Source organism: Carnobacterium inhibens subsp. inhibens DSM 13024 (assembly GCF_000746825.1).
Lineage (GTDB): Bacteria > Bacillota > Bacilli > Lactobacillales > Carnobacteriaceae > Carnobacterium_B > Carnobacterium_B inhibens.
In genome coordinates this window covers 858,078-875,372 of record NZ_JQIV01000006.1, presented here as the reverse complement: position 1 = coordinate 875,372, position 17,295 = coordinate 858,078, and the positions used below count along the sequence as shown (strand labels likewise).

Annotated in this window: 18 protein-coding genes; 13 read left to right on the top strand and 5 right to left on the bottom strand. The window is 33.1% G+C overall.

The window, feature by feature from the left end; all coding sequences use genetic code 11:
- Positions 1-91: 91 nt before the first annotated feature.
- From BR65_RS05300 to BR65_RS05280, 4 genes are all read left to right on the top strand, one after another.
- A complete protein-coding gene (locus BR65_RS05300) occupies positions 92-595 on the top strand; it encodes a DinB family protein (protein WP_081701921.1) in 504 nt (167 codons plus the stop codon).
- 85 nt (positions 596-680) lie between these two features.
- Complete coding sequence (locus BR65_RS05295) at positions 681-845, top strand: hypothetical protein (protein WP_023178590.1); 165 nt, start codon at positions 681-683, stop codon at positions 843-845.
- Between the two features lie 941 nt (positions 846-1,786).
- A complete protein-coding gene (locus BR65_RS05285) occupies positions 1,787-2,677 on the top strand; it encodes an ABC transporter permease family protein (protein ID WP_238336954.1) in 891 nt (296 codons plus the stop codon).
- A 4-nt stretch (positions 2,678-2,681) separates the two neighbouring features.
- Complete coding sequence (locus BR65_RS05280; RefSeq protein ID WP_238336955.1) at positions 2,682-3,524, top strand: ABC transporter permease subunit; 843 nt, start codon at positions 2,682-2,684, stop codon at positions 3,522-3,524.
- Positions 3,525-3,784: 260 nt separating this feature from the next.
- Here the strand turns inward: BR65_RS05280 and BR65_RS05275 are convergent, their stop codons facing one another.
- Positions 3,785-4,372: a GNAT family N-acetyltransferase gene (locus tag BR65_RS05275; protein WP_034537147.1), complete on the bottom strand. Its 588-nt coding sequence runs from the start codon at positions 4,370-4,372 to the stop codon at positions 3,785-3,787.
- 216 nt (positions 4,373-4,588) lie between these two features.
- Positions 4,589-5,488 carry an Rgg/GadR/MutR family transcriptional regulator gene (locus BR65_RS05270; protein ID WP_034537145.1) on the bottom strand — a complete coding sequence of 300 codons (900 nt, stop codon included), beginning with the start codon at positions 5,486-5,488 and terminating at the stop codon, positions 4,589-4,591.
- Positions 5,489-5,673: 185 nt separating this feature from the next.
- Between BR65_RS05270 and BR65_RS05265 the strand changes: the two genes are divergently transcribed.
- From BR65_RS05265 to BR65_RS05230, 8 genes are all read left to right on the top strand, one after another.
- Positions 5,674-7,266 carry an ABC transporter ATP-binding protein gene (locus tag BR65_RS05265; protein WP_034537143.1) on the top strand — a complete coding sequence of 531 codons (1,593 nt, stop codon included), beginning with the start codon at positions 5,674-5,676 and terminating at the stop codon, positions 7,264-7,266.
- A 313-nt stretch (positions 7,267-7,579) separates the two neighbouring features.
- Positions 7,580-8,491: a DMT family transporter gene (locus BR65_RS05260; protein WP_034537141.1), complete on the top strand. Its 912-nt coding sequence runs from the start codon at positions 7,580-7,582 to the stop codon at positions 8,489-8,491.
- A 72-nt stretch (positions 8,492-8,563) separates the two neighbouring features.
- A complete protein-coding gene (locus BR65_RS05255; RefSeq protein ID WP_081901356.1) occupies positions 8,564-9,130 on the top strand; it encodes a DUF488 domain-containing protein in 567 nt (188 codons plus the stop codon).
- A 277-nt stretch (positions 9,131-9,407) separates the two neighbouring features.
- A complete protein-coding gene (locus BR65_RS05250; RefSeq protein ID WP_034537139.1) occupies positions 9,408-10,589 on the top strand; it encodes a class I SAM-dependent rRNA methyltransferase in 1,182 nt (393 codons plus the stop codon).
- Between the two features lie 39 nt (positions 10,590-10,628).
- The gene (gene ybaK, locus BR65_RS05245; protein ID WP_034537138.1) at positions 10,629-11,117 is read left to right on the top strand and encodes a Cys-tRNA(Pro) deacylase; all 489 of its coding nucleotides are present in this window, start codon (positions 10,629-10,631) and stop codon (positions 11,115-11,117) included.
- Between the two features lie 140 nt (positions 11,118-11,257).
- On the top strand, positions 11,258-11,701 hold the full coding sequence (locus BR65_RS05240) for a MarR family winged helix-turn-helix transcriptional regulator (RefSeq protein WP_034537136.1): 444 nt from the start codon (positions 11,258-11,260) through the stop codon (positions 11,699-11,701).
- Positions 11,702-11,748: 47 nt separating this feature from the next.
- Positions 11,749-12,804 (top strand): LLM class flavin-dependent oxidoreductase, encoded by a 1,056-nt coding sequence (locus BR65_RS05235; RefSeq protein WP_023178577.1) that lies wholly within the window; start codon positions 11,749-11,751, stop codon positions 12,802-12,804.
- Between the two features lie 173 nt (positions 12,805-12,977).
- Positions 12,978-13,544, top strand: a complete 567-nt coding sequence (locus BR65_RS05230; protein WP_034537134.1) for an NADPH-dependent FMN reductase — start codon at positions 12,978-12,980, stop codon at positions 13,542-13,544.
- A 100-nt stretch (positions 13,545-13,644) separates the two neighbouring features.
- Here BR65_RS05230 and BR65_RS05225 read toward each other — a convergent pair whose 3' ends face one another.
- From BR65_RS05225 to BR65_RS05215, 3 genes are all read right to left on the bottom strand, one after another.
- Positions 13,645-14,094: a VanZ family protein gene (locus BR65_RS05225; RefSeq protein WP_244877148.1), complete on the bottom strand. Its 450-nt coding sequence runs from the start codon at positions 14,092-14,094 to the stop codon at positions 13,645-13,647.
- 305 nt (positions 14,095-14,399) lie between these two features.
- Positions 14,400-14,948, bottom strand: coding sequence for a 5' nucleotidase, NT5C type (locus BR65_RS05220; RefSeq protein ID WP_051932663.1), 549 nt, complete (start codon positions 14,946-14,948; stop codon positions 14,400-14,402).
- 21 nt (positions 14,949-14,969) lie between these two features.
- A complete protein-coding gene (locus BR65_RS05215) occupies positions 14,970-16,265 on the bottom strand; it encodes a BaiN/RdsA family NAD(P)/FAD-dependent oxidoreductase (protein WP_301425942.1) in 1,296 nt (431 codons plus the stop codon).
- A gap of 168 nt (positions 16,266-16,433) precedes the next feature.
- On the opposite strand from BR65_RS05215, the gene BR65_RS05210 reads away from it, so the two are divergent.
- Entirely contained in the window at positions 16,434-17,291 is an 858-nt protein-coding gene (locus tag BR65_RS05210) for a GRP family sugar transporter (protein ID WP_034537131.1), read from the top strand.
- Positions 17,292-17,295 lie beyond the last annotated feature (4 nt).

The following is a 17,295-nucleotide window of genomic DNA, read 5'->3' as shown; positions in this document are numbered from 1 at the left end:
GATAATAGAGAAAAATTCACTTTTTGCTTTCTAGCGTTTTAATTAACAAATTTTTTGGTTGGTGGTAAAATCACTTCAAGGAGTGATAGAGATGACAACTATACAAGTAGAACTATTAGATCGTGTTCAAGAACGTTTTGAAGAAACTTTGGACAAAATGACGGTAGAAGAGGCCAATAAAATGCCACATCCTTTACTTAAATCAGTAACTTGGCTCTTTTGGCATACTGCTCGTGAAATTGATATGCAGATTTCTGATCTAAAAGGCGAAGAAGCAATGTATACAAGTAATGGGTGGAATAAACGTTTTGATTTGCCACTCCCAGATGATACGCCCGAATACAAACATACATCAGAGGAAGCTGAACAAGTCACCGTTTCTGACAAAAATCTCTTAAGTGATTATTTAGATGTCAGTATCAAATTAGCAAAGGATTATCTAGATAATTTAAATGAAGATACTTTAGATAAAATCGTTGATGAAAATTGGTCTCCACCAGTAACTCATCAAGCTCGACTTATTTCTATTATTGATGATGCCGTTATGCATTCAGGACAAGCCGTTTATACACGTCGTTTGGTGATTAATGAATAATAGAAAGTGCGATTAATTAACTTTCTCGCTTAATCACAGCTTATTCGTTGTGCATTTAGTTGCGGTACATCAGAAGGCCTATTCGTTGCATGGCTCTTTAGCTCAATGTAATAAACTGAAAAATAAAAAAATGGGACTTCGTGTTATTTTTAGAGAAATACAAGGTAAATTTGAAGTGATTCAAGTTGTTGTTATTGGAAAAAGAGATAAAGAAACCGTCTATAAAATCGCTGAAAATCGTATAAATTAACTAAACAAGAGCTCTAACACTATAATGAAAAGTGTTAGAGCTCTTGTTTTACAATACATGACTTTATGTAATTTCATGTGTTGCAATTTGGTAAACATCTTTAGTTATTTTTTCTAATACTTCTTGACCATTTTCTTTAAGTTTACTTTTTTTATGTAAATTAAGGAGCGAAACCGTAAAAAGTTAAGATGAAAAGGATATATCCTATAGTAATTAGTCCTGTAAATATAACGATAGCTCCAATAATTATCACATATTTCAAAAAAACTAAATAGATATCTGCGTTCATTATTAATTTCCTAAACAGCAGTATCAAAACTGCTCCCAAAGGGATAAATAACAAAAAATACAATGTAGATAAACCATTAAAGTAAATGTTTATTCCTTGATTAGGCAAAGATGTTTTGAAAAATAGAGAAAAGCCTAATAGGAATACAATAAAGATTAAATTGACTACAACAGAGTAAATACGAAACTTTTTTTTGTATTTACTAGGTAATTTAAGGCCAAAAGAGATTAAAACGTGTATTGCAGAGATTACGACTGCAACGACAATATTTAATGGAAACAGCATGTGGATTCTCCTTGTCATATCTAGAAATGGTTGATCCCTCTAAACATGAATTTTTTTATATTTGAATTAATTATATAACAAAAAATACTTTATAAATAGCTGCCAACAGTTTACATGACGCAACTATTGGTTTACATTCATCAAAAAGTAACCATATAATTTAATGATTACTTTTTTGATTTATTTTTACGAATACATGAATCTATGTAATTTCATGTATTCAAGTAACTACACTTGCAAGTCTTTTTTTGTTATGACATTGGTTAATATTCATAAGTAAGATATACTTATTAAAATAAAGGAGGAGATCATTATTTTTATAAGTGCATTAAAAAGTAAGAGAACGTTATGGATATTGTGTTCAATCTTGTTATTTTTTTTACTGCTTAGTTGTTTATATGAGCCTTTATTATCAAATATTTTAACCCTTCGAGTAGAAAAAACACTAATAAATGGAGAAATAAAGTATCCGCCTTTTACCCCTCTTGAAGTTCCGCCATTTGGTACGGATATCATTGGGTTTACTATCTTTGCTAAAATTATTCAAGGATTTAAGTATACTTTTTTTATTGGGTTATTATTAAGTATCGCTCAAATCTTAAGTAGCTTATTTTTAAACATTCTGATTCTTTATAAAGTAGGAACAACGTTTTTACTGCCTGTCTTTTCATATTTTGATAAGCTTTTTACATTGATTCCTAAACCTTTTTTATTGCTGCTATTAATAGGACCTTATTCTGATGCATTATTATTTAATACAGATAACGTTCAACCGGAGGCTAATTGGATGTTTGTGATGATTCAATTGTTCATTTTGTTTCTTATAGGACTCCCTAATTTGGTTAAACTTTATCATGCTGAATTAGCTTTTCTTTTCAAACAAGATTTTTTCCTGGCCAGCCAAACATTAGGTAGTTCTAAATTTAGAACCGTTAAGTATTCTTTTAAACCCCAATTAACGGAGCTTACATTAAATTTATTTTTCAAAATCCTCATACAAAATTTATCTCTTTTTATCTACTTAGCTTATTTTCAATTGTATCTAGGAGGCTCACTAGTAACGCAGTTAGATGCAAGTACTACATATACAGCAACAATATCTAACGAATGGAGCGGGTTGATTGGGCAAAATATTAATCGACTAGCTAGCACACCTTGGACAGTACTCACACCGTTAGCTTTTTATGGCGGACTTATTTTCTTGCTCAATGGAATCAAGCGATCTTTAACTGGAGGGCTGCAAAATCAATCCATTTAGAAAAATGATAAAGCAATCTATTTCACTTATTACACTGCCAATTGGTATTATTTTACTCGTTTGTTTGAGTTATTCGTTACCCTTAACTATGAGAGATACAGGTTTATTAGTGGATACGATTAAAGAAACCTTTGCACAGATTTTTACATATCGCTATTTATCTGAATTAGTCATTATTTATCACCAGACCAACGGTGAATACACGTTTAAATTGATCAGTGCTAGTTTAGTAATAACGTTAGTTTCGCTTATGTTATATAGTTACTATTTTCCAAAATTTAAGAATAAAACGATAACAAAATTTACTAGGTACTTAGAAGATATTGAGAATTTACCTGTGCTTGGTATCGTGTTTTTTATCCACTGGCTTAGCGTAGTTATCTATAAAGAGACTTCCATCTATTTATTTAAAACAGTGGGTACCCCAAGAGAGCCCGCGATAGTTGTCCCCTTAATCATATTAAGTATTTTTCCTATTGTTTTTCTGATTAAATATATGACTCCGTATATCAAAGATGTTTATCAATCCAATTATTTTGTCTTCGCAAAATCGCTGGGGTATCCTAAATATAAACTATTCTTTTCTTATGTCATTCCTAACGTATTACCATTTTTAGAAAACATTATGAAATTTATTTATTTAGAGATGATCACCGTGATGCTTTTTATTGAAATTCAATTCAATACAGGAGGACTATTAACGGGTCTAAGAGATACACAGTTGATACCTTCTAACACTACTAGCCCGCAAGTAATGGTTATCAATTATTTGATTTTATTACTGATTCCGTATTTTCTTATGAGTATTTTGTTTAAAATAATCAAGTTCTTCAATTCAAATAAGTAACTTTATCATAATTTCAAATATCTTTATGCGATTAATGGTATCTATCATTCGATACTTTGAACTAAAAAAATCAGGTACAAAAAAACAATCGAGCTCTTATGAGATCGATTGTTTTTTCCTTTATTTAAAAGGGTTATGGACAGACTATTTCATCTAATTTCATGTGTTGGGAAAAATCCAATTTCTTTATAGGATTTGAAACTTATAAGTATATGTTCAATCATTCAGGTAAGAAATAAACTGAAATACCTGTTTGTTATTTAATTTGAATAGGTATTTTCATGGTGGCTAGTTAAATAATTATCTCTAGTTATTCCATAAAAAAAGGTATCTACCATTTTACCTTTTAATTCATGCGCATCTTTAGTGATATGTTCGAAAGACATGCCCACTTTTTTCAATACACTTCCTGAAGCTATATGGCCAGTATCATGGCCAGAAGTAATATGTTCTAAAAGGAGAGTGTTGAAACCAAGAGATAATATTCGTAAGCAGGCTTCTGTTGTTAAGCCTTGTCTCCAATATTTTTTGTTCAACATGTATCCAATTTCGCCTTCATGCTTTTTATCATCTACTCTAAACTCTATCACGCCAATCATTTTATGAACTTCTTTATGTTCTAACGCATAAAAACCTAATGGTGATGTTAAGTAATAATTCGCAATAAACTCTTTTGTTTGATGCAAAGACGTATGTGGATTGAAAATATATCTCATCGTTTCTTCATCGCTAGCATATTCAAAAAAATCTGCGGTATCTTCCAAAGTTAGAGGCCTTAAAATCAAACGCTCTGTTTCTAAAATAGAATTTTCAGCTAGTAATAAAATGCGACTTTTTTGACTTGTCATAATTTCTCCTTCATCTGGTATTTATTTAGTTTATCAATAGGGTAATATTATTTTTAAATTTTATCACAGTTGTGTAATCCTTATAAGAGAATGTATAGATATACTTGGATTTAAAATTGAATATAAGATTGATATTGAAAACTTACAGCGGTCTCGATTTTTCGTCTATATTTCATTAACAGGTAGACGCCTTTATTCATTATTTATGCCCATCGCTTAACTTATGAATCCAATTTTAATTATTAGTTCTTGAAAATCTGGATCTAGGTAGCTTTTTGACCAAATAAGATAGCGCTTTTTGTAATTTTCTTCTTGTTCAGTTAGCTTGAATAAACGGCAAAGTTCAAATACTTGTTCACAGTACACTTTTGCCTCTTCTTCTCTTTTTTGCGTAAAAGCAAAAATCCCCTTATTAAATAAAAAATCTAAATGAGGTTCAATTAATAGGGTATTCTCTAATAGTTTTTTTTCGTAAATAGCAAGAGTTTCTTCTGCATAATCGTAGCGTTTATGTAGAAGAAATGCAGAAAAATTATTTGACAAAATACTAAATAGTAAGTTCATATCTTGTGGAATCGATTGGTATAATCGGCTTTTTTTTATTGCTGTTTTCATTAAAAGATAGGTTGTTTCTACATCAAATACAAAACCAAAAATCTCGTAAATATATAATTCCATTTCTCCCCAGTCTTCCACTTGTATCAAGTAAGAAAGAACTCTCGGTTGATTTAGTGGTTTTTTTTCTTTGTCTAGAACAATAATGCTCTCCACAAACAAAACTATGAAACTCATCCAACTATTCGATGCAGGTTTTTGATTTTTTAAATCAATGACCAACTCTTCAAGTTTGTCATATTTTTTATTATTGACCAAATTCTTTACTCTATTAAAATAGTTCTTTAATTCATTTTCTTCTTCTTGTCTCAATAAGTAAAAATATTCTTCTGGTGAGGTGTTCACATTCGTTAGCAATTCAATAAATGAATCAATTGAGATCATTGATTGTTCATTTTCAAAACGTGATAATTGGGAAATTGATAATGTATTTCCAGCAGCTTCTTTTAGCTTCATGCCTTTTGCTATCCGTATTTTCTTAAATGTTTTGCTATAATTCATACTTTCTCCTAACTTATTGCATATATGCAATTTTTTATTTTGATTAAGTATAGTTCGTTTATACTTTAGATACAAACAAAATAATTGTACATTCAACACAATATCCTTTCATTTAAAACTAGATTTATGCATCATTATGGCCAAATAATTTGTTTTAAGAGAAAGAATAAATAGGGGGAAAACAAATGAAAAAATATATATTACGTTTTTGGAAGCCTAACTTGTTGATTTTTGGCATATTAGTCATCACGAATGTTTGTCTAACTTTAGTGAGTGTAATCATGGCATCATCTTTAAATGCATTAGTTGATCTTAATTTTACATTATTTTTTGAGACACTTTTAGCTAATGCGGTAATTTTTATGATATATTTATTCTTTTCGTATATTCTAATCAATAAAAAAAGCCAAACAAAACAAAAAATGGCTACTGCTATTCGAACGGACGTTACAAAGCGAATGGAACAGACGAGCTACTCAAATTTTCATACAAAACCAGTTGGAACATATGCTTCCTGGCTCAGCAATGACTTAAATACGATTGAAACGGTTGCTTTTGATCAATTTTATACCGTCTTAGGAGGAATAATTAGTGCTGTTAGTTCAATTATTGCTATGTTTATATTTCATTGGTCCATTGTTTTATTGACCCTAGCTGTTACTATTGTAACCATTCTATTACCAATGTTGTACCAGAAAATGCTTAGCTTGGTCTCTTTATTAGTAACTGAAGAAAGCGAACGGTTCTTAAGCAAAGTCACAGACACTCTCAATGGTTTTGATACGTTTTTTTCCTTTAATTTACTAGAAAAAATAACAAAAGATATGGAAGAAGCATCCCTCAAACTAGCTGACGTTAAAAATAAACAAGCTAAAGTAATTGCAAAAGTAGCCTTGTTAGGTACTTTTGGAAATATTGTGGGTCAACTGTCGATTATGGGGCTAACCGGGTACTTAGTCTCTCAATCGATAGTGTCCGTAGGTTCAATCTTGGCAACGGGAGAGTTAGCAGGCACTATCTTTAATACTGTAGGAAATATCAGTCAACAAATTGCTGCCATCCGCTCAGTTGAACCTGTTTTTAAAAAGTTAGAAACAATTGAACCTTCTGTTGAGAAATCCACTGAAAAAATTAAAATAATTGACTCAGGAATTGTTTTAGATAATTTAAGTTATGCATATGATGACAAATTGGTTCTGAATAATTTAGACTTTTCATTTCAGTTAGGTGGAAAATATGCCATCGTTGGTGCAAGTGGTAGCGGAAAGACAACACTATTAAATATTCTAAATGGTAAATTAATGGATTACGATGGTTCAGTCCAATTTGCAGGAAAAGAATTGAGTGTATTATCTGGAAGAGAATTGCGTGAACATATTTTATACATGGATCAAATCCCGTATCTATTTGAAGGAACAGTCCGAGAAAATATCACTTTAGATGAAGATTTTTCCAATGAACAAATCCAACAGGCATTAAAGGCTAGCAATTTAGATGAAGTGGTAAGAAATCTACCTCAAGGAATTGATACAGATATTGGCGATGCTGGTCGTCTACTTTCTGGTGGACAACGACAACGCGTAGCACTCGCTCGTGGTTTGGTTCGTGGCAAAAAAATTATCCTACTAGACGAGGGAACCTCTAGCTTAGATGAAAAGAGTGCGTTAGAAATCGAAAAACAATTGATAGAAAATGAGGAACTAACTGTACTGATGATTACTCATCAACTACGTGAATCGATTCAGAAACAATTAAATCAAGTCATATTGCTTTCATAAACCTATTTAACCTAGTAACTAAATAGGCTAGATATAAACATGTATCTAATATCAATAATCTTTTTTAAATAGTTATGCTACTATAATAAATAACTGTATAATTTTGATTAAGCAAACTACAAGGAAGACTAATTAAAGGTTGATTGAAAAAGTGGACTTTAATTGCCCATGACACTATCTTTAAAGAACCTCACTTCATTCATATGAACCAGTGGCATATAGAGATTTAAACCCAACAAAATAATGAAAGATATAGATTAAAAGGAATCCCAGTTATGTATTAAAATATGCCACAATTTGAAGAGGAGTCAGAATGTTTTATTTAACGTTAGCTATTATATGTAGTGCATCTATTGCTCTAATTTTTAAGTATACAGAAAATTCAAATGCAAACAGATATGTCATAACAAGTGCCAACTACTTTATCGCAGTTGTTATCAGTCTGTTTATGATTTTTTCTAGAAGGTTATTAACTGGTATTACTCGTGAGTTATCTTTTGCTAAAGATTTTTCACTACTATCCAGTAATAATGACCATATGTTATCTCCGTATTCCAGTATCCTTTGGGGATTAATCATTGGAGGCATATTTGGTTGTTTCTTTTTCCTTTCATTTGTATACTACCAAAAAAGCATAAAGGAAAATGGTGTAGGAATTTCAGGCACGTTTGCTAAACTCGGGATATTGATTCCAATGATTTTTTCAATCGTTATATGGAAAGAATTTCCTTCTTCTATTCAATGGGTGGGAATTGGACTATCCCTAGTCTCTATATTAATTGTTAATCTATCACAGAAGTCTCTCGAAAAATTTGATATTAAACCTACCCTTATATTTTTGTTTTTCTTTGGAGGTATGGCAGAGTTTTCAAGTAAGATCTATCAAAAATACGCATTAAATGAGTATAAAGATGTATTCCTCTTTGCATTATTTTTCGTGGCATTCTTATTGAGCATTTTCTATACGTTTAGAGAAAAAGGAATAATAACGAAGAAGGATATTTTAACTGGCTTTGCAGTAGGGATACCCAACTTATTCTCTTCCTATTTTTTAATCCTGTCATTAGCTACTTTGAAAACTTCTGTAGTATTTCCAATTTATAGTGCGGGGAGTATTGTGCTGATCAACATAGGTGGATTTTTAATCTTTAAAGAAAAAATCACTAAAAAGAATCAAGTTGCAATCGTTTTGACTGTAGTAGCTCTTGTGCTTATTAATGTATAAATAAAAAAACCCGTAACTACGTAGTAAATCTTTATGCGATAGTTTGTTAAATTAAAGGAGGTAGGATTTTAAATGAATATTTACACAATAGGTCATTCTACTCATAGTAGTGATGAGTTTAGTTCTTTGCTGAAATCATATGGTATAGAAGCGCTAGTTGATGTACGTTCTTACCCTGGTAGTAATCATATGCCTCAATTTAATAAAGAAAATATAGAAAAATGGTTACCAGAAAGTGGGATTAGTTATCTTCATATGCCTTCATTAGGCGGTAGAAGAAAGAAAAATCATGAAATTGATGAATCATTAGTGAATGGATGGAGAAATACGTCTTTCCAGAACTACGCAGCGTACAGTCTAACGGATGAATATGAAAAAGCAATCAGTGATTTATTAGACCTTCAAAGTAAGAAACGAGTTTGTTACATGTGCTCTGAAAGTGTTCCTTGGAGATGCCACCGCTTGATTATTTCGAATACTTTGGCACTAAAAGGACTACATGTTCACCATATTATGACAGAGAAAAAAACTACTTTACATGAAATTGGTATGTATGGTGCAAAACCGGTTATAGAAGGATCCACACTCATTTATCCAAAGCAATCAGTAGATAATGACAATGAAGAAGGTAAAAGATAAATAATTTGAACCTATACTAAACAAATAGAAGGCTGCTATATGTAGTGGAGTAATGTTGACAGCTTGCTTAGTGGTTCATTCATACTAACCAAAACAAGCGAAAGTCAATAACGAAACATCCGCAGCCATAACGAATCTGAATAAATGGACAAAATGGAACCGGAAAATGCTTGAAAAGAAGTGAATCAAGTGGTTTTCTTATTGGTCTCACAGCTTATTTGAACCATACTTATGGTATACTAAATAAAATAAAAACAAAAAAGGGGTATATAAAATAGTGGAAAAATACAAATTAAAAAGACGAGCAACTCAAATGGTGCGGGATGGTTATCCTGTACTCTTAAAAGAAGATTTCGTCAAAGAACCGATTGAGTCTGAAGGAACGATCGTTGAATTACTAGATGATAATAAAAAATTTGTTGCACGGGCATATCTTGCGAAACAAAATAAAGGTGATGGATGGATCTTAACGTTAAATGAAAACGAAAAAATCGATCAAACTTTCTTTGAACGCTTATTCAAAGAAGCCTTAGCAGAACGAGCTAGTCTAAAAGCAAATGAACAAACAACTGCTTACCGTTTCTTCAATGGTGAAGGAGATGGACTTGGTGGTTTAACGATTGATGTTTATGCGGATTACTATGTATTCTCATGGTACAGTGCTGGTATTTATAAACACCAACAAACAATCTTAAAAGCATTTCTTTCAGCTGTTCCAGATGTTAAAGGAGTATATGAGAAAATAAGATACCAAACGAAAAGAAAACCGGAAACGGACCATATTTACGGCGAAGAAGCACCAGAACCACTTTTAATCAAAGAAAATGGCCTAACATTTGCTACTTATTTAAATGATGGATTGATGACTGGGATTTTCTTAGATCAACGCAATGTCCGTCACAGTATTCTTGAACAGTATTCTATGGATAAAACAGTCTTAAATACATTTAGCTATACTGGAGCTTTTTCAGTTGCTGCAGCAATGGGTGGGGCTAGTCACACTACTAGTGTAGATTTAGCTAACAGAAGTCTAGAAAAAACAAAAGAACAATTTGAAGTAAATGGTTTAGACCCCGAATTACAAACTATCCGAGTAATGGATGTCTTTGATTACTTCAGATATGCGATCCGTAAACAATTAACTTTTGATACGATCGTCGTAGATCCACCAAGTTTTGCTCGTTCGAAAAAGAGAACGTTTAGTGTAGCTAAAGATTACACAGCTTTACTTGAAGATATCATTGATATTACAAATGAAGATGGTGTAATCATAGCTTCAACGAATGCAGCGAATATTTCAACTGAGAAGTTTGAGCAATTCATCGAAAATGCATTTAACAATAAAGGTATGACATATCAAATCTTAGAAAAACATACACTTCCTGAAGATTTTAAAATCAATCCTCATTATCCACAAAGTGACTATTTAAAAGTCTATGTGATAAGAAAAGGGTATTAATTTAATCAACTTATTTAAAAAAAGAAAGCCTGAGAAAAAATGAAAAAAAATAAAGTGCAAAAAACAAATGCGGTCAGACAGTTAGAAAAAAAAAATATTTTTTATAAACTTTATGAATTTCCATGGAGTGATGATCATTTAGGGGCTGAAGCAGTCTCTGAACACTTAGATGTGGCTAAAGAACGAATATACAAAACTTTGGTTATCACAGGTGACAAAACAGGTGTAATAGTAGCTTGTATACCGGGTACCAGCGAACTTGATTTAAAAGCATTAGCTAAAGTTAGCGGCAATAAAAAAGTTGAATTGCTGCCATTAACGAAACTAGAAAAAACAACTGGTTACGTTCGTGGGGGCTGTTCACCAATTGGAATGAAAAAAGATTTTCCAACCTTTATCTCTGTCCAAGCTGAAACGATGGAAAAAATCATTGTTTCAGCAGGAAAAAGAGGTATGCAAATCGAAGTAGATCCAATTGATTTGCAGAAGTTGGTCAAAGCTGAATTTGTACTTATTGAAGCAAAATAAAAATTGAATAAATAGAAAAAAGCTCTAACAAAGATGTTTAATCTTTTGTTAGAGCTTTTTTAGCTTACTTTTAGAAAGTAAGTTGACTTATGATCACTTGAGGTGTAAAGTGAGTATATAAAGTAGGAAGGGGAAACACTATGAGAAATAACACACTCGCTTCATTAACTTGGTTAAGACTCATTCGTTTCGCTAATCAAAGCAATCAATTATCTAATGAATTTTTAAACCGATTTGGTCTGACAAGTGCTCAGTTTGATGTACTTGTACAAATCCAGACTTATCAACCCTTAACACAAATGGAATTAGCCAAAAGAGTTACCGTTACTCAAGGAGGGATCTCCAGAATGTTATCTCGGTTGGAAAAAGAAGGATACGTTACGAGAACGCAGGAATGGAAACAAAAAACCATCAGTCTTTCGTCAAAAGGAACACAAGTATTGGAAAAAGCAATGCCCGAGCAGTTGGCGTTTCAAACTTCTTTATTTGAGGATACTCTAACTAAAGAAGAATTAAAAAGTCTTTATGCCATGTTGACACGATTGCATAAAAGTAGTGAAACAAAAGAATTGCCGCCAAAATAATTTTTTACTAATCAATTGACTAGTCAACTAAAAAGGAGAAATGAGAAATGAAAGAATATCGTATCGATGAAACCAAAGGAATGGAATTTGGATTGTACTCTCTTGGAGATCACATGGGAAATCCCCATACTGGAAAAATGATATCTGCTGAGCAACGCATAGAAAATTTTATTGAAGCCGCTAAATTATCCGAGCAAGCTGGGCTAGATGTTTTTGCACTTGGTGAAAGCCATCAAGAACATTTTACCTCGCAAGCTCATACAGTTATTTTAGGTGCAATAGCTCAAGCTACCAGCAAAATCAAAATAGCTAGTTCTGCAACAGTCTTAAGCGTTTCTGATCCTGTGCGTGTGTACGAAGATTTTGCTACATTAGACTTAATTTCTCATGGAAGAGCAGAGATCGTTGCCGGTAGAGGATCACGTTTAGGTGCATATAGCTTATTAGGTTATGATGTTCGAGATTACGAAGAATTATTTGAAGAAAAATTAGAGTTATTAATGCAGATCAATAATGAAGAAAGCGTAACATGGGAAGGGCAATATCGTGCACCATTAAAAAATGCACAGATTCTTCCGCAACCAAAAAATGGAAAATTACCAATTTGGCGTGCTGTAGGTGGCCCGCCAGCTAGTGCAATAAAAGCTGGATACGCAGGTGTACCAATGATGTTGACAACCCTAGGAGGACCAGCATCAAGTTTTAAAGTTTCGGTTGATGTTTACCGTGAAGCTGCTCAAAGAAGCGGATTTGATCCGAGTACCTTGCCAATTGGTACAACAAGTCTTTTTTATACAGCTGAAAATTCTCAAGATGCCCTTCGAGAATATTATCCGCACATAAATTATGGTATGCAAGCGATCAATGGTGCTGGCTATCCAAAACAACAATTTGCTCAATCTACCGATTACAGAGATGCTTTAATGGTAGGCAGCCCGCAACAAATCATTGAAAAGATGATTTACCAATACGAACTATACGGCCAACAACGCTTCATGGCCCAAATCGATTTCGGCGGAGTCCCATATGATAAAATCCAAAAAAATATCGAACTCATCGCCACCCAAATCCTCCCAGCCATAAAAAAATATACAACTAAATAAAGGATGCTGAACGACCCTGAAAGAAATGCAGTAAAAACAGAAAATCACAGAGAAGATGGTCCATCTTCGGCGGGATTTATCTTTTTTTACAAAGTGTCTGGGGAGTGAAGCTCAACTAAAGGTTGCAAATTTCGTCTAGGCACGTTAGAAAACTAAGTAAGAGGTGAGTATAAATGAAAATAGTAGGAATTTCAGGTTCGAATGTTGGAACGAAAACAAAAACAGCAATGAATTATGTAAAAGCCATCTTAAAAGAAAAATACTCAGAAGTAGAGTTTGAATTAATCGATTTAGCGGAGTATGAAATGGTTTTTAGTGATGGAAGAAATTATTGGGAGTATGAAGGGGATACCAAATACGTTTCTGAAAAGATTATGGCTGCAGATGCGCTTATTATTGGGACACCGACCTTCCAAGCTTCTATTCCAGCCTCTTTAAAAAATCTATTTGATCTATTGCCGGTTAATGCGTTTCGCGACAAAGTAGTAAGTATGATCGGTACTGCTGGAACACCCAAACATTTTCTAATGCTGGAGCAACAGCTAAAACCTATTTTAGCTTACATGAAAGCAACGATCGTTCCAACGTATGTATTTATTGAAGAAAAAGATTTCTATAGAAATAAAATCATCAATGAAGACATTCTTTTCCGAATTGAACGGTTGGTTGAAGATACAATTACGATCAATGACGCGTTTGAGGAAATACGTAAAAAGAAAGATGAAGAATACGGGTTTTAAGATACCAGCGTTAAGAAGATTTTTTAATGGTTGAATTCCCTTAAGAAAATAACCCCCCTTACCTTCCAATATTCTTGGGACGGTAAGGGGGGTTATATTTTTAAGAATAGAGTTTAAACTTCTGAAATAAAGAAGAAGTTTCATTAGTAAATAGTGTTTTAACCAGTAGATATCCTAAAGCAGCTCCCATTGTATTCACTACTATATCAGCGATATCAGCACCACGCCAGCCGCCTAAAAAGTAATTAGTTAAAAATTGGAAGAATTCAATACCAAAACTAATACAGAATCCTAGACCAACGGCTTTAAAAAGAGTTGACTCTTTTTTAAATAAATAATAATAAACGGATAAAGGAGCCAACATCAAGAGGTTGGGCAAAGCAGATAAATCAAGAACGGGGTCAAAATTGATTCGGCTCAACCAGGGAGTTTGATTTGCATACATTCCTGTTTGAATCTGAAAAGGAAAAAAAGTTAAGTAAATGACGGAAAATATGTAGGCAATAAAAGAAAGGACTGTGATTTTTTGATACACGGTAAATGATTTCACTTTAGCAGACCTCATAACGAAAAATAGCGTTAAAAGAACTAATGGGAGGAGAAAAAGACCTGATATGGTTAATTGCATGATAAAAAACCTTCTTTCATATTTAAGTTAGTTAAATTATACTATGCTTTTTGGCTAATAAAATCAGGCTATAGCAGTAGTTTACACTAAGACCTATCCATCAGTAAGAAAGGACAAGGACTATTTCTCTAATTTAAAAATGAGAAAGTAAAATGATTCAAAAAAACCAGGTATTTTTCGATTGAAAATACTTGGTTTTTAGATAAGAATCCTAAACTGAAGTACCGTTAATCTTTAATCGATAAAAAGTAATCGCGGATGTCTTTCCAGTTATTCGCACGAATGTAACGATCCTCTGTTTCGTTTAATGAATTGACAAACAAAATGCCCGTTCCAGAAAAACGTTCTAATTGACGAATAGAATCATCAATCAAATAATCTGTATGAACGATGCTCTTATCGCCACAAAAAATAAAATGCTGAGGATCTATAAAATCAAAATGTTCTTGCAGCCATTCGTACTTTGCAGTAAACGTTTTAGGCACATCCATAGCAGCAGTTGCAATATATAAATCATAATCTTCTGCTAATTCACGTAAGACAGCCTGACTGTCTTTCATTACTGGAGGATTTCTGAAAAAAGCATACGTATTAATTAAAGGATAAAGTTCTTTAATGGTCGTAACCAGATCAAAATTTGGATTCTCTTTTAAATAGTCTTCAACACTATCAAAAGAGAGATTGTATTCCTTTTTGAATAATTCGATAAAACTAATTTCTATATCCACAATAACTTGATCCATATCAATCGCAATTTTCTTTTTCACAAAAAACATCCTTTCACATGTTAGAACTCATTACTTTGTTAAAGCTATCTCAGCAGCATGCATTCCAGCAATACGCCCAGTTATAAAAGCACCGGTAATATTGTAGCCGCCCGTATAGCCATTGTAGTCCAATATTTCGCCTGTAAAAAATAGTCCGCTGGTAAATTTACTTTCCATTGTTTTCGGATTCACTTCTTTAGTATTGATTCCACCACCAGTAACAAAAGCTTTTTCAATTGGTAAAGTACCGTTGGCAGTAAAGCGAAAATCTTTGATGAATTCAATAAATTGAGTTACTTTTTCAGGTGCAGCTTGTTTTAATGGAGCATTTTCATCTAAACCAGCTCTAGACAGTGCAAATAATAAATACCGTTCTGGAACGAGACCTTTTAAAGCATTTTTGGTACTTTTATCTCCATCATCTTTGATCAATTTTTGGAGTTGTTGGGTCAACTCACCTTTTGATACATTTGGAAGGGCATCTAAACTCATAGTGACTTCATCTGTTTTATCGCGTTTCATCGTTTGATGAACAAACATCGAACAACGTAGTACAGCTGGACCAGAGATGCCAAAGTGAGTAAAAATCATATCCATTTGGTGGGTAATCACTTTTTTATTTTTTTTATTCAAAACACTTAGAGCAACATCTCTCAATGAAAGACCTTGTAAAGTTGTGTCTTTTATAAAGGCTTCATCAGAAAGAACAGGAGCTTCGGTAGGGTAAAGAGGCTTGATGGTATGCCCAGCTTTTTTAGCCCATTTGTAGCCATCGCCAGTTGAACCCGTTCTTGGCATAGCGCGACCGCCCGTTGAAACAATGACGCAAGTTGCTGTTAAAGTACGTCCATCTTCTAATTCAACTCCTGTAACTTTTCCTTCATCAAATAGTAAGGTTTCGACAGGAGCTTCTGTATAAATGGCGATTTCTAAACGATCCATGATCGCGATTAAAGCTTCTAAAATAGTTCTGGATTTATCAGTTGTAGGGAACATTCTTCCATGATCTTCTTCTTTTAACGCCACACCATTCGATCTGAAGAAGTCCATAATATCGTAATTATCGTATTGGTGGAAAGCACTATATAAAAAGCGTCCATTTCCAGGGATATGTGCGATAATTTCTTCTTTGTCACGATTATTGGTCACATTGCATCGACCACCACCAGTTACAAGTAGTTTGCGCCCAAGTGTTTTATTTTTTTCAACTACAGCTACAGTTGCGCCATGTTCTGCAGCGGAGATCGCAGCCATCATGCCGCTGGTTCCTCCGCCGACTACTAGTACATCATATTTTGCCATTTCTTTCATTTTCCTCATTTCTATTGATCGTAAACGTTCAAATTTTCTTTCCTTACTTTATCATATTCTAGCAGTTTCTTCCATAAACCTGTAAACTGTTTTAAAGTTGTAAGAACTTTTCTTGTTAAGATAGTGTCGTAGCTGTTATGATGTAGAATGTGGTGAAATAAACTGAAGAGGAAGATGGAAAATATGGAAATTTTAATTGCACTAATACCTGCCATAGCTTGGGGCAGCATTGGATTAGTGAGCAATAAATTAGGTGGAAACTCGTACCAACAAACAGTAGGAATGTCAGCTGGGGCAGTTCTTTTTGCAATAGGTGCTTATTTTGTTTATCAGCCAACAATTGATATGAAAATTGTTTTAGTTGGATTGTTATCAGGAGCTTTGTGGTCGCTAGGTCAAATGCAACAGTTCCAAAGCATGAAGTTTATAGGGGTATCAAATACGCTCCCTATCTCAACAGGATTACAATTAATTGTAAATACACTTGCCGGCGTACTTTTGTTTAGAGAATGGACAAGTACAAGAGACATTATTTTAGGAATTATTGCTATTATTGTTTTGATTTTTGGTGTAACCTTTACGACCGTATCGGATACTAAAGAAAAAACAGACGACTCCAATGGCCAAAAAAAATCTGGAGCAAGAGCTTTGCTTTTTTCTACTCTAGGATATGGATTGTATACAATTACGATAAATGCGGCTGGAGTAGATGCCATAGCGGTTATTTTACCTCAAGCAGTAGGTATGCTGATCGGTTCACTTTTATTCTCAGTAAAACAAGACATAAAGAGCAAATACACACTCCGTAATTTATTAACTGGGTTGTTATGGGCACTGGGAAATATCTTTATGCTGATTTCAATGGAAAAAATCGGATTAGCAATCAGTTTCTCTCTTTCTCAAACAGGAATCATTATTTCTACTTTAGGTAGCATCTGGTTCTTAGGAGAAACTAAAACAAAACGAGAATTCCGTTATATCTTACTAGGATGTATTTTAGTTATCGTTGGTGGTGTTTTATTAGGCTATGTTAAATCATAAGTAA